General features: G+C 44.7%; 20 protein-coding genes and 2 pseudogenes. 11 read left to right on the top strand and 11 right to left on the bottom strand.

Annotation, left to right across the window (positions count from 1 at the left end):
- Positions 1 to 94: 94 nt before the first annotated feature.
- Positions 95 to 844: a substrate-binding periplasmic protein gene (locus FM037_RS22105; RefSeq protein ID WP_152829675.1), complete on the bottom strand. Its 750-nt coding sequence runs from the start codon at positions 842 to 844 to the stop codon at positions 95 to 97.
- Positions 845 to 1,136: 292 nt separating this feature from the next.
- Positions 1,137 to 2,845, bottom strand: a pseudogene (locus FM037_RS22100) (chloride channel protein).
- A 99-nt stretch (positions 2,846 to 2,944) separates the two neighbouring features.
- On the opposite strand from FM037_RS22100, the gene FM037_RS22095 reads away from it, so the two are divergent.
- Together FM037_RS22095 and erpA are read left to right on the top strand one after the other, a co-directional pair.
- Positions 2,945 to 3,706 carry a DUF6776 family protein gene (locus FM037_RS22095; protein ID WP_144047772.1) on the top strand — a complete coding sequence of 254 codons (762 nt, stop codon included), beginning with the start codon at positions 2,945 to 2,947 and terminating at the stop codon, positions 3,704 to 3,706.
- A gap of 115 nt (positions 3,707 to 3,821) precedes the next feature.
- Positions 3,822 to 4,193 carry an iron-sulfur cluster insertion protein ErpA gene (gene erpA, locus FM037_RS22090; RefSeq protein WP_144047771.1) on the top strand — a complete coding sequence of 124 codons (372 nt, stop codon included), beginning with the start codon at positions 3,822 to 3,824 and terminating at the stop codon, positions 4,191 to 4,193.
- A gap of 120 nt (positions 4,194 to 4,313) precedes the next feature.
- Here the strand turns inward: erpA and FM037_RS22085 are convergent, their stop codons facing one another.
- From FM037_RS22085 to FM037_RS22060, 6 genes and pseudogenes are all read right to left on the bottom strand, one after another.
- Positions 4,314 to 4,772 (bottom strand): hypothetical protein, encoded by a 459-nt coding sequence (locus FM037_RS22085; protein WP_407695673.1) that lies wholly within the window; start codon positions 4,770 to 4,772, stop codon positions 4,314 to 4,316.
- A 97-nt stretch (positions 4,773 to 4,869) separates the two neighbouring features.
- Positions 4,870 to 5,241: a DUF2750 domain-containing protein gene (locus tag FM037_RS22080; RefSeq protein WP_144047770.1), complete on the bottom strand. Its 372-nt coding sequence runs from the start codon at positions 5,239 to 5,241 to the stop codon at positions 4,870 to 4,872.
- Between the two features lie 172 nt (positions 5,242 to 5,413).
- On the bottom strand, positions 5,414 to 6,112 hold the full coding sequence (gene aqpZ / locus FM037_RS22075) for an aquaporin Z (RefSeq protein WP_144047769.1): 699 nt from the start codon (positions 6,110 to 6,112) through the stop codon (positions 5,414 to 5,416).
- Between the two features lie 361 nt (positions 6,113 to 6,473).
- Positions 6,474 to 6,997, bottom strand: a pseudogene (locus tag FM037_RS22070) (alpha/beta hydrolase family protein); the annotation flags it as partial.
- On the bottom strand, positions 6,984 to 8,105 hold the full coding sequence (locus FM037_RS22065) for an anhydro-N-acetylmuramic acid kinase (protein WP_144047768.1): 1,122 nt from the start codon (positions 8,103 to 8,105) through the stop codon (positions 6,984 to 6,986). The pseudogene FM037_RS22070 and the gene FM037_RS22065, both read right to left, overlap by 14 nt.
- A gap of 87 nt (positions 8,106 to 8,192) precedes the next feature.
- Entirely contained in the window at positions 8,193 to 9,623 is a 1,431-nt protein-coding gene (locus tag FM037_RS22060; RefSeq protein WP_144047767.1) for a peptidoglycan DD-metalloendopeptidase family protein, read from the bottom strand.
- Positions 9,624 to 9,759: 136 nt separating this feature from the next.
- Between FM037_RS22060 and tyrS the strand changes: the two genes are divergently transcribed.
- Complete coding sequence (gene tyrS / locus FM037_RS22055) at positions 9,760 to 10,956, top strand: tyrosine--tRNA ligase (protein ID WP_144047766.1); 1,197 nt, start codon at positions 9,760 to 9,762, stop codon at positions 10,954 to 10,956.
- A gap of 106 nt (positions 10,957 to 11,062) precedes the next feature.
- Here tyrS and FM037_RS22050 read toward each other — a convergent pair whose 3' ends face one another.
- From FM037_RS22050 to FM037_RS22040, 3 genes are all read right to left on the bottom strand, one after another.
- Positions 11,063 to 12,919, bottom strand: a complete 1,857-nt coding sequence (locus FM037_RS22050) for a pre-peptidase C-terminal domain-containing protein (RefSeq protein ID WP_144047765.1) — start codon at positions 12,917 to 12,919, stop codon at positions 11,063 to 11,065.
- Positions 12,916 to 13,167 (bottom strand): hypothetical protein, encoded by a 252-nt coding sequence (locus tag FM037_RS22045; protein WP_144047764.1) that lies wholly within the window; start codon positions 13,165 to 13,167, stop codon positions 12,916 to 12,918. The genes FM037_RS22050 and FM037_RS22045 overlap by 4 nt, the downstream gene beginning before the upstream one ends.
- Before the next feature lie 308 nt (positions 13,168 to 13,475).
- Positions 13,476 to 15,110: a peptide MFS transporter gene (locus FM037_RS22040; RefSeq protein ID WP_144047763.1), complete on the bottom strand. Its 1,635-nt coding sequence runs from the start codon at positions 15,108 to 15,110 to the stop codon at positions 13,476 to 13,478.
- A 604-nt stretch (positions 15,111 to 15,714) separates the two neighbouring features.
- Between FM037_RS22040 and sctI the strand changes: the two genes are divergently transcribed.
- From sctI to FM037_RS22000, 8 genes are all read left to right on the top strand, one after another.
- Entirely contained in the window at positions 15,715 to 15,963 is a 249-nt protein-coding gene (sctI, locus tag FM037_RS22035; RefSeq protein ID WP_077752805.1) for a type III secretion system inner rod subunit SctI, read from the top strand.
- A complete protein-coding gene (locus FM037_RS22030) occupies positions 15,963 to 16,508 on the top strand; it encodes a type III secretion protein (RefSeq protein ID WP_077752804.1) in 546 nt (181 codons plus the stop codon). The genes sctI and FM037_RS22030 overlap by 1 nt, the downstream gene beginning before the upstream one ends.
- A complete protein-coding gene (locus FM037_RS22025; protein ID WP_077752803.1) occupies positions 16,495 to 16,986 on the top strand; it encodes a regulator in 492 nt (163 codons plus the stop codon). The genes FM037_RS22030 and FM037_RS22025 overlap by 14 nt, the downstream gene beginning before the upstream one ends.
- Before the next feature lie 30 nt (positions 16,987 to 17,016).
- Positions 17,017 to 17,502 carry a tetratricopeptide repeat protein gene (locus FM037_RS22020; protein ID WP_077752802.1) on the top strand — a complete coding sequence of 162 codons (486 nt, stop codon included), beginning with the start codon at positions 17,017 to 17,019 and terminating at the stop codon, positions 17,500 to 17,502.
- 90 nt (positions 17,503 to 17,592) lie between these two features.
- Complete coding sequence (locus FM037_RS22015) at positions 17,593 to 18,663, top strand: hypothetical protein (protein WP_229380982.1); 1,071 nt, start codon at positions 17,593 to 17,595, stop codon at positions 18,661 to 18,663.
- Between the two features lie 142 nt (positions 18,664 to 18,805).
- The gene (locus FM037_RS22010; protein WP_185976882.1) at positions 18,806 to 19,978 is read left to right on the top strand and encodes a hypothetical protein; all 1,173 of its coding nucleotides are present in this window, start codon (positions 18,806 to 18,808) and stop codon (positions 19,976 to 19,978) included.
- A 154-nt stretch (positions 19,979 to 20,132) separates the two neighbouring features.
- Positions 20,133 to 21,170 (top strand): VspD, encoded by a 1,038-nt coding sequence (locus FM037_RS22005; RefSeq protein ID WP_322619495.1) that lies wholly within the window; start codon positions 20,133 to 20,135, stop codon positions 21,168 to 21,170.
- Positions 21,171 to 21,184: 14 nt separating this feature from the next.
- The gene (locus tag FM037_RS22000; protein ID WP_077752799.1) at positions 21,185 to 21,991 is read left to right on the top strand and encodes a type III secretion system protein; all 807 of its coding nucleotides are present in this window, start codon (positions 21,185 to 21,187) and stop codon (positions 21,989 to 21,991) included.
- The last annotated feature ends 7 nt before the right edge of the window (positions 21,992 to 21,998 follow it).

Raw genomic sequence — 21,998 nt, 5'->3', positions numbered from 1 at the left:
TTTTTTGTTTGTAAGCCAGGTTTAGGTGGTAAATTTGAGAGGGAAATATAATAAAACCATGTGAGCCGAGTACTTGTCGAAGGGTACACAGATTCTACTGAGCATTGCCTAAATATTTCTGGCGTAATTTGGTTAGTTCGCCTCTGTTCATTATCTGTTTAAAATGAGACTTTAACTTGAGGGCTGATATTTTTTCTAAACTCTTATTTGAGATCTGTACCCAAGGCGTTCTTTCCGATACTAGGAAAGGCTCGCCGAAAAGATTTTCATCTCGATTAAGCTGCAGGGCTGCACTAAGAATAGGATCCATCGGGCCTATTACTGCTTCCACATGTCCTGCTATCAACATTTTTACGGCCTGAACAAAATCAGATGTCTTAAAACGAATAATATCCGGGTCCTTGTCTATGTCGTCACTAAATTTAGCCCCTCTTAAATAGGCGATCTTTTTGCCTTTCAGACTATCGAATGAAGTAAAATTTGTGCCTTTGAGGCCAATCACGACATTTTTTAAACTGGGTAGTGGTGCTATGTAAGTAACAAACTCATCAAGTTCTTTGTATTTGAACATGATGGTCATATCTGTTTGTCCGGATTTAAGCTCAAGCATTATTCTGGCATAGGGATAAATTTCATTGTGAGGCAGATAGCCTGATTCTTCAGCCAGCAGGTTGGCAATATCGTAATAGATCCCGCTGGAGAGATATGCAGATGAAGCTGTATTGATTTGGGTTTTAATGCCATAGGGTAAAATGTCGATTGTACGTATTTCTATGATTGGCGAAGAGGGAGGGACTGGCTCTCCATGGGCTGGAGTGAGTGTGAAGCTGGCAAAGAAAAGCAAACTGCAGAGGGATATCCACCTAATGCAGCCGTGAGTAAAGCCTTGGGGGGATTTCTATCTGCTTGTTTCAAGTCATGCTATCTCAGGTTTATTTACTCTTATTATGAGTCATTTTTTGGGAAGTAATTGAGTTAAACTGTTCAATGATTAATTCATTACAACAATAATCCCTAGTTGAAGCTTTAAAGTTAAGTCAGATTGTAAAAGATGACGAATGAATTATTTTCTGCTTGAAGTCTTTTTCTGATGCTTATCTTGTTAGCTTACGTGAGTAGTCGTGGCTAGATGCTCATTATACTTGCCCTGAACTTATCTCTTTTTGAAGCGCGGCCCAGCTTATTACGCCGATGACATTGTCTTTGTTATCTTGATAGATGTAGACCTCACCGCGGCGTTCACCAGATAGAATTTGGTAGGCTTCGTTGAGAGTCGCTGTATCCGGGAGTCCCTGTATAGGGTGACGGGTCAATGTGCTGACGTCATCAGTCGCTTGCAGTTCAAGTTGTAACATCTGAATATCACCCAAGTTATCTCTCACAAGCACAGAGCGCCCCTCTGCTCGTTTTAATACTTCTAGCAATAACTCCTCGTTATCCTTGACGATAACTAAGCGTCTATCCATCAAGGCTCGAACGCCGGTTTTCATCAGTCCTTGCTTGACTGGTGATACCTTGTAATCAAGGCCCATGATCTCAAGTTGTTTATAAAGCAAGGATTTAGAGTTAAATCCTTGATGAGCGACCAGGAATGCCGGGATACTGACAAACATGGCTGGCAAGATCATCGAGGCGTTGTTGGTTAATTCGAGCAGTGCAATCAGTGCCGCCAAAGGAGCGCCGAGGCAGACTCCCATCATGGCCGTCATGCCTATTATGGTATAGAGGCCGATATAGGGGGCTATAGAAGGGAAAGCCGCGGCACTTATGATAGCCAGGATAGAACCGAGCAGAGCACCTATACCAAATAGCGGGCCTATTATGCCACCAGGAATACCTAGGCCGAGAGCGGCGATGGTGGCAATGATTTTACCTATAAGTAGTGCAATGAGAAAGAGCAATCCTGGGTGTTCACTGATAGCCCTCTCGATGGCTAGATCGCCACTGCCTAAGGCTTCCGGTAAGAATACACCGACTAGAGTGGTGACGATACCCGCCAAGAGCAGACGATAAATCAAGGGCCAGTTTTGTCCCTTGGCGGTGACTTTTAACAGTGAGTAGTTAAACAGGGCAGCAACACAACCTATGATCACTCCCGAGATGGCTAGGATAGGGTATTGGGACAGTGGAATGCGAACGACTCCAATTTGTTCATATTCATGAATATTACCGAAAACCAGCTGGCTCGATACCGCGCCGCAGATGGCCGATATTATGATTGGAAAGAAGTAATGTAGCTTATATTCCCGTAATATGACCTCGAATACGAAAAATACACCGGCCAGAGGCGCGTTGAAGGTTGCGGCTATACCTGCGGCAATCCCCCTGAACACATGATACGGACACTGTTGTCGGGTAGGTTAAACTTTCTGGCCAGGAAACTGGCACTGACAGCCCCCAGATGTATGGCTGGACCTTCCCGGCCGACGGAGAAGTTAGTGGCAAGAGCGAATAGCGCCTGAAAAAATTGACCTGGGGCCGATTGCAGAGGGACCTTACCATAGTGAAGCTTCACTCTGTGAAGAACATAGGCGATACCCATGCGTCTATAGCGTTTTGACCCCATTCGAGCCACTAGCCAGATTAAAAGTGCGCCCAATATGGGCAAAAGCACTCGCCAGTCGTCCACTATCTCAGTAAAATCGAGTTCGCTGGTTTGGGTATAGTTATTCAACCAGAGTAGAAGTAGTCGAAACAGAATGATCACGCCAGAGGCGATTAAGGCAAATAACAGGGATAACATACACAGTTGCAGACTGAGCTTAGCCTGAGATAGTTTGTCTTGCAGATTTGTTCTCAGGTATATCTGGCATCGCGTGTAGCTGTTTTTAATTCTGTTTTTAATTCTGTTTTGCACCGGATCCTTCCTGAGTTTCCATTGCCTACCATCATTTTGGAGGTGAGATTATTTTATACACTAGTTATATAAAGAGGTTGTTATTGAATGGCAAATTATCAGCGTTGGCTCGATCGTATTCAAGTGTTAGAGCGAAAAGTTCGACCATCGAGTGTTTATTTATTGCTACTGGTATTGCTTGCCTTTGTCTTGGGGGCGCTCAGTTATAATTTATGGTCTGACCATAACCGACCCGTGCTAGAGAATAACACAGAACAGTTAGGTAAATTGACTAAGCAGCTGAATATTCAGGCTCAAAGCTTAGCGGCTAGGAATCTGGAACTGGCTTTATCTAGAGAAACTAACGCTAAGATGCAGGACTTGTTTGCAGAGCAACATGGTAAAGAGAAAGACTTGCTTAGGGAGCTGGCATTCTATCGCAGTATCATGGCACCAGAGAGTATTGCCGATGGCGTAGCCATTCACGGATTAGAGTTTCCCCCTAATCTGCTGCCGAACCAATATCGACTCAAGCTCATCCTAACTCAGCTGCAGAAGCGTAAGCAGTCTCTGAAGGGGAGAGCCGAATTTTCATTTGTGGGGGTTCAGGATGGAAAAGTTGCCAAACTTAGCCTGGCTACACTCACTGGTGACAAGAGTTTGAGTTTTAGGTTTCGATATTTTCAGGTGTTGGAGACTGAGGTCACTTTACCAGAGGGTTTTAAATTGTCCAGAATCATAGCTAAGGTCATAGTCCCGTCGAGTCGTTGGACTAAAGGATCCCAAGCTGAAATGGAGTTTTCTGCCCTTGACCTGATGCCTGAGAATAATCATGCTGTGACAGATAAAATCGTGAAACCAGTTCAATGAACGACTGAGCCAGTGTTATTATCAAATCACAGTAAAAAAATACGGCGGGGTATTACTTGAACAAATTGGTCAGGTATTAGATAATCCCGCACAGTAATTAGATCTAGAGGTACTCATGACTGAACAAACTGCCGAGCAAGCGACTGAAGCTGATGATGCTTTGCCTATCCGATTTACCGATGCGGCTGCCTCAAAGGTAAAAACGCTTCTGGATGAAGAAGAAAATGATGCATTGAAGCTACGTGTCTACGTTACGGGTGGTGGATGTTCTGGTTTTCAGTACGGCTTCACCTTCGATGAGAAGGTTAACGAAGGTGATTTCACCGTCGAGAAGCAGGGAGTCCAGTTAGTCGTCGATCCTATGAGCTTACAGTATCTGGTTGGTGGTGAAGTCGATTACACCTCAGGCCTTGAAGGTTCACGCTTCTTCGTGAAGAACCCTAATGCGACGACAACCTGTGGTTGTGGAGCTAGCTTCTCAGTATAAGCACTTAGCTATATAGAGAGAAAATGATTTTAAAAAAGCCAGTTGCATTGCAACTGGCTTTTTGTTTTCTTTAGAACCTAGAACCTAGAACCTAGAACCTAGAACCTAGAACCTAGAACCTTAACTCATGATGTTCATGCTTATCTTGGTATTGAAATAGGCTTTTACCTTAGGGGTAAAAGCTACCCAGACTTGAACGATAGCAAGCACAATGATGATGCCGAAGATGACGAAGTCGGGTACTTTTGCTTGTAGTTCACCTAGCTTAAAAGTCGAAGGATTTCCGACAAGTAAATTTTCTGGATCATACAGGTAGACAGGCAACATACTGACGAGAGCAAGTTGGAGTACCGTATAACCTTGCAGGAAGTACATAGCCGTTCGCTGGCGCCCAAGTATGGCAATCACCATGATTATGGTTAGTATGCAAAACAGTTCGCCTTGTTTTGCTATGAGACCGCTAATTGAGGCGATCGCAAAGAAAGCGCATAGGGCGGCAAGCCTTTTCGGTAGAGGCTGTTTCACTACAGGTTTAGCAGCTGAATTAGCCTGGGTTTGGAGAGCTTCATTGTTCTCAATTTCACGATTTGTGGCTTCATTTAAGTCGTCGCAATTATCGATTGAAGGATCTGAGGTCTTATTTTTCAAGCTGAATCTCCTGTTAGCAAGGTCTAAATTAGTGACGCTGCTTTGGCGTTAGACGCTGCTCTAACTCATAGGGAGGAATAACGACACCTAGGTCTTCTTGCACCGGGTATACAGCAACCAACAGATCATCATCCTGCATGCCCGGAACCCAACGTTCCAACCATTCAGATACCGGGATTGCGAGTGGAATACAGCTTTCCCAATCATCGACAGCCCAAGATTTAGCCGCCTCTTCGCTAGGCCACAGAGGAATACAATCTTCCTCTTCTGTAGTTAGCATTACGCAGCCGTCATCATCTTGAAGAGTCCATAGTGTCTTTTCAGATTTTACTTGCTCAACAAAGTAGTCGTAGCGAGCTTCTGGAGTCATCTGGCTTGCATCTTTGGCACTTTTACTCATGGTATCTCTCATTTTTTGGGTTTACGCAACGTGGTAGCACGCGTTTATCGGGCGATCATATCATTTCGAAGGGAGGATATAGAGTAGATTTTTATCTGTGGGAGAAAAGAATGGCAAATGAAAAAGTGCACCGACTTGAACGAGTCGAGTACGGCGCACCGATAAATTGTAGTTAGCTTTCTTTTGCGTTGAAAAACTTATAGATAAAGCCAGCTATGATCGCGCCTGCGATAGGGGCAACCCAGAACAACCAAAGTTGAGATATCGCCCAATCACCAACAAATAGCGCGGGTCCTGTACTACGGGCCGGGTTCACTGAGGTGTTTGTGACAGGAATACTGATCAAGTGGATGAGGGTTAACCCAAGTCCTATGGCTATTGGGGCGAAGCCTTGTGGGGCTCTGGCATCGGTTGCTCCTAAGATGATCAATAGGAAGAAGAGGGTCATGACCACTTCTGTTACTAAGGCTGAAGTCATGGTGTAACCACCCGGTGAGTGCTCACCGTAGCCATTCGATGCGAAGCCATCGGCTAAGCTAAAGTCGGCATTTCCGGATGCGATTAGGAATAAAATCCCCGCACCAGCGATACCACCTGCAACTTGAGCGATAATGTAGGGGGCTAAATCTTTTGCCGGGAAGCGTCCGCCAGCCCATAGACCGAACGAAACCGCAGGATTCAGATGGCAACCGGATATATGACCTATGGCGAATGCCATGGTTAGCACAGTGAGACCGAAGGCGAAAGAGACACCTAATAGCCCTATGCCAACATCGGGGAAGCCAGCAGCTATAACTGCGCTACCACAACCACCGAGTACCAGCCAAAGAGTACCGATAAATTCGGCCGCCATTTTTTGAGACATGTTCATTAACAGTTCCTTGTGTTTTACCGCTCATATTCTTTGTTAGCTAAAGCCTTTTAGCCAAGTTATACGCACCTTTAGCCAAAAGATCGGCTAACAAGAGTAGAGCAAAATGAGTTCGACTCTACTCTACGCCTTGATAAATCAATGAGACAGTGAAATTTTTTGTGTTTACAACTTATGTAGCATCAAACGTCTCACATTAAAGCTTAAATGAATTAAAATCACAGTTTCCTTAATGTTTTACTCTGGGCTTCCGGTATGGGATCATATTGATACCCAGTACTTTGGGGAGTTAAAAACTGTTCAACTAAGCAGACAACGCTTTTTCACGCTGTCCGCTTAAGGTTTCTCTGGGGGGCATAGATCAATGAAAGCTAACCGCTATGTCCGGTGCACTGGGCTTATGGCTCACATGTTTATCCAGCCATTGCTCCTGCTCCCACAGCATGTGTAAGATAGACTCTTTTGCCTTATAACTGTGGCTCTCATAGGGGAAGGTCACTAGTCCCCTAAGCCCCTAATCGCTTTAAATAGCCTGGCGGATTGCATTGGGTAAGTACCTGAGTTGGAGTCCATCTCTCCATGCATGATAAGTAGAGGCTCATCAATTTTATCGGCATGGGTAAACGGAGATATCTGCTGATACAGGCTTAGTGCTTCCCAGAAGTTTCTTTTTTCATATTGGAAGCCAAACGGTGTTAAACTGCGGTTATAGGCGCCGCTCCTAGCTATACCAGCGGCGAAAAGATCTGAATGGGCTAGCAGATTCGCCACCATAAATGCACCATAGGAATGACCGCCTATTGCTATTCGCTCTCTATCGGCGATACCCATATCGACTAAAGTGTCTATGGCCGCGGCCGCGGGATTAGTTTTACGCTGCCGGAAATAGAGAGCCTAACACGGCTTCTCGACTCGCGCCGGTTACCGCGGGTAAGTTACCCGGCAATCTAAGATGATGACGCATGGCTAGCCAGGCGAAGGCAATACCCTCGACCCACTGTGGATCTATACCCAGCTCAGATGTGGTGCTCAATTTATACTTAGGCAATAGCTTAGTCAGACGCCGCATCATCTCACCGTTAAACGCGCCGCCACCGCAGACAAATAGCTCTCCACTGTCAGATAATGCCAAGGTGTCATTGGCTATGCTATGGCAGGTTACATCGAGCAGAGTCGACTGGATATCTGCTTCATTAAGGTAACCAAACGCCGCAGTCTGCTGCTCAAGCCAGGCTTGGTTGAACAGCTCGCGTCCAGTGCTTTTGGGGAAGCCCTGAGAGAAGTATGAGTGAGACAGCAGATGCTTGAGCAGCTTCTCATCAGTGGTTCCACTGGCAGCCCAGGCACCGTCCTTGTCGTAGGCTTGTTGTAACGCCTGTTGGCACCAGGCATCTATCAAGGTATTTCCCGGTCCGGTATCGAAGCCTATGACCTGACGGTCAGTAGAAGATTTGTTTGAGGGAAGGAAAGTGATGTTGGAGATGCCGCCTATGTTGAGAATGATCCTCGGCGTGTCTGTAGTAGCAAATATCTCTTGATGAAAGGCTGGCACTAAGGGAGCCCCTTGCCCACCTAAGGCGATGTCTTTACGCCTGAAATCGGCGATAACATCGATACCGGTAGATATCGCTATGGTGTTGGGATCGCCGATTTGCAGGGTGAATCCCATATCGAGATTGGGCATATGTCTGACGGTTTGGCCATGACTGCCAATGGCGATCACTCGTTCTTTTGCAATACCAGCCTTGGCGAGTAGGGCGTTGACGGCCACACCGAATAACTGTCCAACGCTACGATCGAGTTGTCCTAGCAGATTTATTTCGTCATTGCCGGGGAGGCAGAGGCGCTGTAAACCATTTAAGGTATGTTTTGGAATGGCTTCACTATGCTTTGCTACAAGTCTTGGCTGTTGCTTGCTAAAGTCGACCAAGACTGCATCGACACCATCCATGCTGGTACCCGACATCAAGCCAATATAGAAGTCTCTGCTCATTGTTATATTTCCATTTTTTGAACAAGAAACCGGAAGTATCAGTCATTTCCGGGGCTAGGCTAAGGGGGCTTTGTAAACGCGTTAAGCTTATTGTGTTGAGGCTAGCTGGATCTGCTTGTCCTGTTGAAGTTTAGCCATGATCTGCTTACTTAGAGCCAAAAATTTAGACTTTTCTGACTTGGCGATGGGCAATGATTTCGGAAGCTTGACCGTTCTAGGGTTTCTGTGTGAGCCATTGACGATAAATTCATAGTGCAAATGCGCACCTGTGACACGTCCCGTAGAACCAAGGGTGCCGATGATCTGTCCCTGTTTAACCGTCTCTCCTTGTCTTACCTTACGCTTCTTAAGGTGCAAATATTTAGTGGTATAGGTGTCGTTATGTTTGATAAAGACGTAGTTACCATTGTATTGGTTGTAGGCTGACTTAATGACTCGTCCCTTACCCGCGGCTTTAATGGGGGTTCCTACCGCGGCCACATAATCAACTCCTCTATGGGCTCTGACTTGACCTGTGACCGGATGTAAGCGCCTAGGGTTGAAGCTTGAACTCACATATTTGAAATCGACAGGGGAGCGCAGGAAGGCCTTGCGCATACTACGCCCATCTTCCGAGTAATAGTTGCCATCCGTGTAGCGAACTGCGGTGTAGCGATCGCCCTGATTACTAAATTCTGCGGCCAAGATATTACCATTCCTGAGAAATTCACCATCGGCATATTCCTCTTCGAAGATGATGGCAAAGTTATCTCCCCGTCTGATGTCCAGGGCAAAATCGATATCCCAACCGAAAATTGTCGCTAGCTGCATGATCTGGTTTGGGGTTAGCCCTGCGTTCACGCCGGCATTCCAGAAGTTATTGTTAATGGTCGCGCTGGAAAATTTATTGCGACTCTCAACTTTCTTCTTCGATATATGTTCAAAATAGCCCTTGTCATCTCTATCTATGATGAGAGTTGATATGGGGTTGATATGGTAACTCAGCTGTAAAAGTTCACCGGCATCATCTTTCACTATGATGATCTCTTCACCCGGCATGATCCTCAGTAAGTTTTTCTTAGCTTTTGGCAGTTGGGTTATCTCATAGACATCCCGCGAGCTTAATCCGGCGCGATTAAATAGGGCCGCTAAGGTATCACCACTCTCTACTCTGAAATTCTTAACGTGTTTCTTTTGGGCCTGTTGACTGTTTAATTCGTCGATGGAGCTCTCAGGTTGAGGCGAGCCGGTGGTATTTGAGTCTGCAAGATGTTGCTGAAGGTTTGATGGTGGCGTTGGTGTGCGAAAAGACAAAGGTGTCTTAAGTTGGACTAACTTATCTGCACTGACATTTGAGCTGACATTAGCATCGCCATTGCCCAGCTCAATCGTGCCGGAAAGCCGCGAGTTGGCATCCTTAGATTCATCGGTATCACCAGAAGGTAAAATAACTATGATTAAGGTCACTAACACTAAGAGACACAAGAGTATTTGATGCACTTTTGGCAGTAATTTTAACAGTGTTATAACCTTTCCCATCGAACATTTCCTGTTGAGCTCAGTCGCAATTTTTTTGCTTATAGTGATCCCCTTAGTGTACACACTTTCAATTGTGCTGGCTAACAAGTAACATGGCTCTTTATTTTTGAATGAGCTCCCAGGAGTAGTTGGCGAGATGGCTGATTTAGACCAAGCATTTGCAGAGATTAAACGCGGTACCGATGAGATATTACTCGAGGCGGATCTGCTGGAAAAATTAAAAGAGGGACGTCCCTTACGTATTAAGCTTGGAGCCGATCCAACCGCGCCGGATATTCATCTTGGTCACACAGTGATCTTAAATAAGATGCGTACTTTTCAGGAGTTAGGTCACGAAGTGATCTTCTTGATCGGTGATTTCACCGGCATGGTAGGCGATCCCAGTGGTAAGAACAGCACTCGTCCTCCACTGACTCGCGAGCAAGTACTCGCTAACGCAGAAACCTATAAGCAGCAAGTCTATAAGATTTTAGACCCAGCTAAGACGCGCATCGAGTTTAACTCGACCTGGTTAGAGCCATTGGGCGCGGCAGGTATGATCCGTCTCGCTTCTAAGCAAACGGTTGCTCGTATGATGGAGCGTGATGACTTTAAGAAGCGTTATGCTTCGGGTCAGTCGATAGCCATTCATGAGTTTATGTATCCTCTGCTACAGGGTTATGACTCGGTAGCCTTGGAAGCCGACGTCGAACTGGGCGGTACCGATCAGAAGTTTAACTTGTTGATGGGACGCGAATTACAGAAATCTGAGGGGCAAAAGCCTCAGACCGTTATCATGATGCCACTTCTTGAAGGCCTAGATGGCGTAAAGAAGATGTCCAAGTCTGCTCATAACTATATCGGTGTGAGCGAGCCTGCTGGTGAGATGTTTGGTAAGATCATGTCTATTTCTGATGTGCTTATGTGGCGTTACTTCGAGCTGTTGTCGTTCCGTCCTCTTGGCGAGATTGAACAGTTCAAGGCCGATATCGAAGCTGGGGCAAATCCTCGTGATATCAAGATAGCCTTAGCGAAAGAGATCATCGCACGTTTCCATGATGAAGCCGCTGCCGAAGCTGCTCATCAGGAGTTCATCAATCGTTTTCAGAAGGGGGCTATCCCGGATGATATCGAAGAGATTGAGCTGAGTGTGGGTGAAGGTATCGCCATCGCCAACTTGCTCAAGGAGTTAGGCTTCGTCAAGTCAACCTCGGACGCCATACGTATGATCAAGCAGGGCGCGGCCAAGATAGACGGCGTAAAGATTGAAGACACACGCCTGCAGTTAACTGCCGGTACGAGCGGTGTCTTCCAGGTGGGTAAACGTAAGTTCGCCAAGGTAACCTTAGTTTAGTGTCTTAATAACTGACGGCTTATCTTTAGTTAACGCCATATAATTAAAAAGGTTTCCGGCTTAGTCGGAAACCTTTTTTCGATCTTGGCTACTGACTATTCCAGATTTAGTTAATATCTAAGCTGACTCCGGAAAAGCTCTGGTAGGCTCGTAAGCCGATATGTAGCTGCTCACCTTGGCTGACGGTGAGTGAGCAGGATTCGTCATTGGCCGATTGATATGGACGACAGTCATAGTCGGTCTGTGATGGTGCCGCCCCTTTCTTGACATAGAGATCAGCATCACCGGTACCGCCTGTAGAGTTGATCACTAGCTGGGTCACACCTTGAGGGACAGTGTAACTAAAACGCAGCCAGTTTTCCTTGTCAGCACTGAGGTTTGTACGGGGGAAATCATCGGGAATATTCGCCTTAATAGTGGCTAGCAGTTCCACATCGGAAAAATCACTGAAGGCAATCAATTTTACATAGACCTTGCCCGGAGTTCCCATCAAAATTCGACATTGTTCATTATTGCCGCCGATATAGGGACGGCAATCATAATCATTTCTGCCCGGCTCTGCCCCTGACTTCACATAGAGATCAGCATCACCTGTACCGCCAGTGATACTAATCAGGATCTCCCGGTTATTCTCACCTGTGCTGATGAAGTAGCTTAGTTCCTCATCTTTTTTTGCCGTTAGGTTTGAGACGGGAGTATCCGAATATAATTCATTACCTGTGCCACTATCAGTGACGGTTAGCTGCTGACTCCTGGTGTGGTTAAGGCCTTGGTCGTCGGTGACTGTGAGTGTTAGGGTATAGCTGCCTGTAGCGGCATAATGGTGCTGAACCGATACTCCGTTCAGTAGAGTCCCGTCGCCCATGTCCCAAGAGTAGTCGACGATGGCATCATTATCGTCGCTGGAGCCTAGACCATCCAGGTTGCAACTTAAACCGCTGCAAGTGGCGTCAATTTGTGCCACGGGAGGCTGATTCTGAGTCGGTCCGGCATCACCATCGGGTACCACATCTCCGAAGTGAGCCGACACCTGAGGCCATATCTTGTCAATACGTACACCCTGATTCTCACAGCCGCCGAAGTGGTGTAATGCGATGACTTTGTTGGAGCTACGGGCGATGACGGGGGAACCCGACGAGCCACCGGTAGTGTCACAGAAATAACCAGTATCGGAACCCGCTGCCCGGCCATTGGTGCTGGCCAAATCTATCTGGCATAGGCCGCCTGCATTTTGATCACTTTCTATAGCCAGCTCTTTTGGGTTTCCGGCACCGTGTTGGGCGATGTAGATAGTCTCTCCGAGACTAGGAGTCCTAGGTTCAAGGCCAAAGTTGCCAAATTGGGTAATATCGGCAAAGTTATTAACCGTAAATAGGGAATAATCCAGATCATAGTCGGTCTGGAGTAGCTCCCGTCCCGTGACCTTGATGGTGGTGACATTACTCGATCCGCCACAGTTACTGCGCTGATAGTTAAACCATATCTCGGTATTTTCTAGCTTTCCTTGGGTTGAGAGACAATGGTTGTTGGTAAACATATGATTGTCGTTACCTACACGCCAGCCGGTACACAGTCCACTGCCGGCCATTAATAGTCTGGCAACTGGTCGACTGCGTTCATACTCTACCGAGTGAGTAGACTGCCAACAGGCCACGTCACGACGTTCATTGACGCCACAACTGGACTGAGGAGTGATGACATTGATGAGAGATCCGGATTGGTTCTGACCTTCATAAGTTTCACTATGACCGGCATTGAAGCTGTCAATTTTGATACCGTGATGTGACTCCCATATCTGGTCCGCTGGCATGACTAAGGTGATGATGGCGGTATCACCAAATACCGACATGGCTGAGAATTGATTGAGGCCATTCTCTCCTTTATTTCTGTCGAAGGTAGCGCTTTTATGTGCCAGTCCATCGTAGCGATAGCTTTCCTGCCCATCTGGGGTACTCACTGTCACATAGGCCCCGTTGGCAGGCTGAAGAAACTGAAATGAACCTTGATAAAGGCCGCACCGCTTCGTTTGATACGGATCTCGTTAGGGGGATTTTCTGTTGTGAGTGAATTTATGTTGGGGCTGAGTGAAATGTTTTTTGTGACTGTATCTGCAATGGTAATCGGGGTTAGCTTGGTTTGTTGTGATTTGGCGTCGACTTGAGTTGTGACACATAGACTTGCGGCGAGTACGACTAATATATATTTAAACATGAATATATTTCCTTATATTTCATATTAATAGGCTACCTTTTGAAAACTCCTATTGTCGGAGTCAGGATAGCCAGACTAAAACGTCCCCTGTATTGTGTTGGTCGTAGAAAATTCTAGTACACAGATCTAAACTTGTAAGCCCCCACTTAAGTATTGAATTGGGTCATTGTAGAGTGATATCCATGGCGTAATAATAACTTATTGAATATTAAGTTATTATTCTTATGTTACTCGATTGGTGAAATAAAACTTTCACATAAGCGGGATCACAGCGACTGTTTTGGGAGACGGTGGAGCTTGTGTGCTGATTAGCGAACCCCATGCATGTATTTCTTCAAAATAGGAGAGATGAGCAGCATAAATATCCCGAAGCCTATACCTGTCCACATCAAGAATTCGAACAGCTGAGTGTAAGTGCTGGCGGCCTGACTTATGTCCATACTGTTGGGATCAGATGTGTCTATGGCGGCCAGTTGCCCCAAGCGCATGGCGACGGTTTCAGACAGGGCAGTCGCCAGAAACCAGACTCCCATGGACAGGCCTACTACTCGATGAATGGCCAGTTTAGTCACGGCTGACAGGCCGACCGGTGACAGGCAGAGCTCGCCCGTGGTGTGGAGCAGGTAAGCTAGCACCAGCCACCAAAGACTTATTTGTCCGGCTTCGTTAGGATAGGAGGCACCTATGACCAGGGCGCCGAAGCCCAGACCTGCCTGAATGATCCCCAGGCCAAACTTTACCGGGATATTAGGGTTTAACTTGTGTTTATCCAGCCAGACCCATAATGCGGCGAATGGCAGTGCCAGTAGCATGATAAAGCCAGCATTGAGGGAGCCAAATTGCCCGGCGGCTATCTCTATTCCCCCTAGGTTTCTGTCTACCACGCGATCGGCGAACAAAGTCATGGAGCCAGCAGCCTGTTCAAACAAGGCCCAAAATACAATGGTGGAGCCGATCAGCACCATTAATACAATCATCTGGTGCATCTCCTCCTTGGTGCCTTTTAAGACGGCATAGCCAATTAGGCCGGCGCCTGAAATAAGTAATAGTACCTGCTGTGCGGCGAAGACCACGGGCTCATGTTGGATTATCAACCAGAACATAGACAAGCTGAGCAATGCGGCCAGATAGATGAGGTGCTCCCGGCTGAAGACCCATATAACCTTTTCGCTAAGCAGGCTTGGATCATCAGGCTCTGCAAGGCCCCTTAGGTATTTCTGTCCCTTAAGGAAGGTAAACAGACCTATCAACATACCGACTCCAGCGGCACCGAAGCCGTAACCCCAGCCGAAGGTTTCTCCCAGATAGACGCAGATGATAGTCGCGGCGAAGGCGCCGATATTGATCCCCATGTAGAAGATGGTGAAGCCAGATTCTCGACGGGGATCATCCTTATCATAGAGCTGGCCGACGATAGTTGAGATATTTGGCTTGAGGAAGCCGACGCCGACGACGATCAATGCCAGAGCCAGGTAAAAGACATTGAGGGCTGCTAGATCCCGTATCTGGATAGTTTCGGATAGCACTGTGCCTGCGAGTATGACGCTACCATCATTGAGGGTAATATCGGCTATAAGTTGGCTACCCGCAGTGTACTGCAACGCTTGGTGTCCCTCTACTGCCATTAGGAAGTGTCCCATGCAAAGGAGAATACCACCAAATATGACCGCCTTGCGCATGCCTAAGTATCTATCGGCCAACAGGCCACCTATGACAGGCAGTGAATAGACCAGACCTGCGTAAGAGCCTAACACTTCGAGTCCTGCACCGTCGGAGAATAGATGATATTTAGTCAGATAAAGCAGCAGTAGATACTTCATGCCGTAGAAGGAGAATCGCTCCCACATCTCGGTAGCGAAGCAGACATATAGCCCCTTAGGGTGGCCTAAGAAATCATCATTGAATCCCTGTTCTTCGGTTGGCGAATTTTGAGCTGGGTTCATGAACTTACCTCACAAGCTTTGATATTTGCTTGGTATAAATACTAGTACATAGAGGGGATTAGTATTTTTAACTGAAGTGAAGTAAGTGAAGTAAGTGAAGTAAGTGAAGTAGGGATGACATTGTATTATCTGCTCACCCCGATTGACGCTTGTATAATCCACAATCAAGGTATTCAAATCGATTAGACCTGAACCGCTCAGCATGGCTTGAATAAATTGCAGTTGAGTGAATTGAACATCGAAAGTAAGGGGATACCGCTGCGCCAACCAGAAGTAAACATGCAATACCTGAATTAACGAGGAAAAGTACTTGTTTTAGTGAGCGCTATTATAGAAATTAATGTAAAACTGGCGCGCGAATATGCAGGTTGATTTCGATAATCTGAAATAACAAAATCTCCAAAAAGTCTGAAATAATGTTAAGTGAAATCAATTGTCTACCCTCGGAATTAAATTGCAATGTCACATTAAGTTATTGAAATTAACTTTTAACTTTTCATTTCGTAAGTTTTCACAATGATTCAAGTTTATCCATTTGCTTGCCGATGTTGACTGTCCTAATATCGCCACGGAACTTTTAATAGCTTAGAGAACAGCTTAAGTAATGGCAGATCTTAACGTGCAAGCAATTCAGCCCTCAGTGCTTGAAGATACCTACAACAACATAGGTGAGGGGTTTCAAGAAATCATGGATGATTTACAGAAGATAAATGAAGGTGGAAACACTATTTCTTTACAAGACACTCTGGCCTTACAGCAATCTGTATTTCATTACAGCATGTACCAAGAGACAGTCACAAAAATAGCCTCTAAGTCTGCTACGGCAATTAATGATGTTATGAAGGCGCAGTAATGAAGAGACTGTTCTGGATAGTGCTTTTTATGCTTTGTGGATGTAATGATCAAGGTAATTTAGAGGTGGCAAGTTTCGAATCTGCTGATTTTGCCAATAAGGTTATTGTTTTACTTGGTCGATATCAGGTTTCCGCAACATTATCTGTTACTAAAGAGCATTATCTTGTCTCTGTCAGTAAAGAGAACTTAGTAAAGGCGAGGCAGGTACTAACCAAATTTAATTTTTATTTTGAACGAGAAGATCTAAATGATCTTTTAGAGTCTAAATTTGCCAGTTTAAGTAAGTTAGAAATGGTAAAGGGGAACTTACTTGAAAGTCGAGTCATATACAATAAGTTGAGTGTTATTCCCAACGTATTGCGTACGAGTGTGGTTGTTACTGGGGATAAAACTAAGCGAGTGTCAGTACTTATTTTGAGCTTCGATGAAATTGAACCGAGAAATAAATTGAATATTGAGCGTTTTTTGAATGGACTGGTTTCAGACTTAGATACATTAACTGTAAGTTATTTTTTTCAGAATATCGGAAATGAAGAAATATAAAAAGTTGTACCAAACCTATCTACATTATTTGTTGGTAAAACGTCGACTCAGTGAAGATGAATATCGAGTTCTTACATCTTTGACTGAGAGAGAGGTGAAAATTTGGTTTACACCAAGACGGTCTGATATTTCTAATGCTGCGAGTATTTTAGGCAATATTGTTATGTATCAAACATTAAAATATTACGCCAGTGATAGGTCTTGGCTATTGAGCAAGAAGAGTCTTGAACAGAGGCTATATCTTTGGTCTAACACTCTGGGAATTGGTCTGGATTCTAATCGTACTAGATCTATATGTTTAGAACAGTTAGGACTTATGTTACTGGCGGAACACAATCCACGTCACGCCATTATCTGGTCTATGAGACTCGGTGTGTCACTGCCTGACTCTGCGCTGGTTGTGCGATTTCCTGCCCGGTTGGGGGGATTAATTTCGCAAGTGACCAAGGGTGCCAATATAAATCTTAACGTGGGGTAACATTTTCGACTTAACTTGGATTGAGGAAACATGAAAAAAAAAGCTATAAAACCCGGTGAGGCTTGTGAGGATTTTTTTGAACTGCTTAAGGGTACTGTGATCGAGCAAGATATTGCGATGATGCGTAAGTCAAAGAAAATCACAATAACTCAAATAAAATCAATTTATGAATTAGGTGTGAGCTTCTACAATAACTTCCAATTTAAGGAAGCTGAAATTATATTCTCTGCCTATATTGGCTTGAATCCATATGATCATCGAGGGCCAGGTAGTCTGGCGGCGATTCTTTTAGAGAAAGGCCAGTTTAAAAAAGCATTGGAAATATTGAATATACTGAAAACATTTCCAACTAATGATTTGGATGAGACCATTCTTAATATTTCACTTTGTCATTATAAATTGAAAGAATATACACAGGCAAGTGTCACATTAATAATCGTCAAAGAAAATAATTTAAACGGTTTTTATTTGGACCGGTATGACTACCTTAAAAAACAGTTACATCCATATTTATAATAAGTGGAATGCAACTCAACAAGTTAAAAGTTTGTTTCAGTACTGTGGCTGTTATTAGAATGGTATTTACTTTAATTAGAGGTTCAACAAATGATACCAGTTCACTCATGGTCATTAGCAGGTGTAGATAATGTGGAAAAGGGGAGTTCAAATCAATTAGAGGTTGGAAAGGCTAAATTTGAGGAGAGTAATAAGCTTATTGAATTAGCCACTAAAGAAGAGGTCAATTTAGCTCAGATTCTTCCATTTACTCCAAATGATACGGAACCAACTCAGGTGCTTGCCGCTATTGCTACACATCAAAAGCAGTTAGTAGCAGCCATGGTCAGCCAAAACTCTGAGAGTGCAATAGCATTAGCTTTGGCTGGAAGTATCGAAGCTTATGGTAAACAACTTGAAGTGATACAGGGATGGACAAATGGTGGTGTTGCTATGTTTGAGTCTGCATTGTGGCTGATGCTGGCAGATCTCGAAGAAGGGGGAATACAGCCTGAAGAGCTAGAGGATGTATTCCAGATCGCTTTACTAGAGGTCATGATAAATCCCGAGAAATATGGTCTTACGGATTGGTATGAAAAGAATAAGGAAGATATTAGCCATATTTTGGAGAGTACGGGAAGTGGCAGTCATGGCTTACATGAAGCCAATTATGATACTCCAAAGGAGTTAGCCGATGTTACTCGTAAATTATATGAGGGTATCTTGTCGAACGGCAATATTCCGGAAGGGTCATTACTCGATCAAGCCATGGATGGTCTAGAAGCGGCTGGTGGTGCTAATGAACTGTGTGGACAAATTGAAAATAATTACTATCAAGATTATGGATGGTGGGATAGTGGTGCCAGTGATTTTAGCCCTATGCTGCGCCTCTTTATTCTGAGTGAATCTCTGAGTCAACATTCGACTATGACTCAGGAAGAGGTTGAACTTATTCTGAATGGATCCGTTGCCGATATAGATAATTACATCAATAAAACCTTTGGCCCGGGCTCATTGGGACCGTTGACAACATTATCGTGGTTTTGTGATTCAACCAATTGGCAGTTACAGGAGGGGTATAACTATCCTGGGGGGCATACAAGTCAAGTGGATTGGAAGGGAGATGGCATTAATATTAATGATCTTGTTAGCCTTTATACCAACTTCCCCAACGAGCACTGACTGATGAAGAATTAAAAGAAGTAAATCGAATAGGCGATCAGGTGAAGATGCTTCAGCAGACCCTTAAATATTGGATTCAAATCTGTCGTGATGAACAAATGGCCATCGCTAGAAATATATAATTATTTGAAGGAGTGTTGCTATGAGTATGTCTGGAGTTTCGATAGCTCAGCCCCTGTGGCAAGTCCAGTCTGGTTTAGACAAATCAGACATAAAGTCAGCGGAGCAAATTGCCACAAATAAAGCGGGTTTGATGCTCGCTAAGGCAGATAAACCTCTTGCCACGTTTGAAGCCGAGCCAGTAGATGTTAGCACCTTGCTTATGGTTGCGGCGCAACAAAAGCAAGTGGTAATGGCTATGGTTAGCCAAAATGCTGAGAGTGCAATAGCGTTAGCTTTGGCTGGAAGTATCGAAGCCTATGGTAAGCAATTAGAGGTTATTCAAGGTTGGACTAATGGTGGCTTGCCTATGTTCGAGAGCGCTATGCGGGTGATGTTTGATGGTTTCATTAAAGATGGAGTCAGTGGTAGTGAACTAGAGGACTTATTTCAATTAGCAATCATGGATTACATCTCACACTCCTCGGAATACGCAGATCTACCTCCTGGTATGGAAGCTAAGATGATGCATTATTTGGAAAGCACAGGATCTGGCTCACATGGGTATCATGAAGGTTGGGACGGAACTCAGTTTGCAAATGAGACAGCTGACATTTTCAATTTTATGTTAGCGAGTGCACCAGATGGGAGCCTATGTCATGACATTTTAACTTATATGAAAGTTGAACAAGGGGCACCAGCGTCCCTGGAACAGCAATATAGGAATAATTTCGATAAGCAAGGTGGTTTTGTTGGTGATGCTAATTATCCAAACAGTGCAGGCCTATCTCCTATGTTACGTATGGCATTGATGGCCGCGTATTTGGACCAGTATCCAGACGTTACACAAGATACCATCGAGATGTTTTTAACGGCGTCAGTGGGTGAATTAGATGCCTACATCATCAATAATACTCCGGGTACTGACTATACAGATGCGATGGACTTTTTATTTAAAAATGATGGTGAAGCGGATAATGAAGGTTGGCGTGAAGTCACTCAAAATGGTCACACTGTGATTGATTGGTTTGGTACCGGGTTGGATGCAGCTTACTTTAAAAATATGTATACCGATTTTCCACCACGTGAACTGACTGACGATGACATAAAGGAAGTTAATCGTATTGGCGATCAGGTAAAGATGATTCAGCAAACTCTTAAGTACTGGATTCAAATCAGTCGTGATGAACAGATGGCCATAGCCCGCAACATCTAAATAGCCCCAGATTTAAGATCTCGGGACAAAATAGAAGGGCATGGTAACGCTGGGGGCCATGCCGCTCGCGTCGCGAGAGTTATGGTGTATCAATAATATGAGTGCACCAATTCCCAGTATTATCACATGAAAGGAAATTAAGATGAGTACATTCATGAGTGCCATTACTGTGCCAAGCATTGTCAGCACAGCCGAAGACCCGAGCCTGAGCGTTCTGCGTCAAAGTAATGAAGCCCAAGCTGAACAACAGCCCAAGCCGAATCAACCGCTACCTGGTAGTGCGGTAGGAGTGTCCAACAGTCAGCTCTGGCGTATGGTGCAAGAGAGTATGAAATTGGCGGCAAGCGCATTTTCAGGTACAGGAAAAGAGAACTCTGAAGCTAAAAAAACGCTGATTGAACTCCAAAAAAACACACAAATTGATTCGCTTAATGAACGAATGGCGCAAATCGAAGAGCAGAAACAAGCCCAAAAAAGTCAGGGGATTTGGGGCAAGATTGCCATGGCATTTGGCTTTCTTGCTGCGATAGTAATGGCACCGTTTAACCCTGTGATGGCTGCAGTGATGATAGGCGTTATGATTGCTGCGATTGTGCTCCCTAAAATCGTCGATAAGATTCTGCAAGCTGCCGGTGTTTCAGAAGAAATTCGAGGATATGTGTCTATGGGGTTGGAGATTGCCATCGGCATTATCGGTATGGTGGTCAGTTTTAATCCAGGGAACTTCCTGGCAAGTGCCAGTAAAGCTGCGGCAAGTGGTGCTGCTAAAGTGGCTAATTTGGTTGATAAAGCTGTTGATGCCCTTAATACATTCAAATCATTTACCACATTATCGACCAAAATTCAAAATACGGTCAATAAGATCATGAAGTTCATTGAGCCATTACTCGATAAACTAAAATCCTTTGCTGTCGGTGGCGAAAAGCTGACAGCTCAAATCGGTCAGGCAAGCTCAGTTGGCTCAAATTTGACTTCTGTTGTGAGTAGTGGCTACGGGATTAAGTCTGCAGATATCACCAAAGATCTTGAAATTGCGCAAGCGGAACAAGAAGAGTTAGCTACTCGAATCCAACAAATATTGATGATGCTTAGTCAAGCGTTGCGGGCAGTGAGTCATGCTTTTGAATCACTATTTAAAGTTAATAGTGATCAGCGTGAATTTAACGACAAGATTATATCAATCAATATGTAAGAGGAAGTAAATTTATGAACTCAATTTCAATAAATGCACAGTCATCTCAATCGATAATGACTGAAGAGACTGCCTCATTTTCTCAGTCTAATCCAGCAGATAAGAAAACATGGAACTCCTATGATAGTTCATTGACGGAGGTCAATAAAGGTACTGTATCAATGAGTGATTTGCTTGCGCTCTTGTCGCAAATTATCGCGTCGTCTAGGGAGGTTCGTGCTCAAGTCATGAAAAACCGTATTGGTGAAGCCGTTGCCACATCGGCTCTTGCTACTATGCTAGCACAGGATAAATCTAATGATGCCAAGTTGCGTTTTGGTATTTCCTTAGCGTCATCTGTGGTTAATATGGCGATGACCACGGGAGCTACCGTGCGTATTGGACAAACTAAGACTCTGACAGATAAACATTTATCTAAAATGTCGGGTAATGGGGCGGCAGATACTGGAGGGGTTAAGTTATTAAAAGTGACTGATCTAGAATCAGGCAAAATCACTAACCTTGATAAGTCTCCAAAAGTGTCTGATTTAACGTCGAAAGAACTCAATAAATACACTGCAAGTCTCCAGCAGCAGCGTACCGCTAAATATAACTCTGTCACTCAGATGGGTGGAATGGCCGATGGTATGGTTGGCAATGCTAATGAGATTCAAAATGCTGAACAGGTGAAAGGGCAAGAAGAGTTGCAAGCCAGCAAAGACTTGAAAGAGAAGTTCGATGCACAGCTTGATCAATACATTCAAGATCTGACTGCTGAAGGTGTGAAGTTGAATGAGATCCTTGATGCTGTGGCAAGAGCTAGTCTGGTAACTAACCGATAAAACTAAG

Source organism: Shewanella psychropiezotolerans, assembly GCF_007197555.1.
GTDB lineage: Bacteria > Pseudomonadota > Gammaproteobacteria > Enterobacterales > Shewanellaceae > Shewanella > Shewanella psychropiezotolerans.
This window is presented reverse-complemented; position numbering and strand designations above follow the sequence as displayed.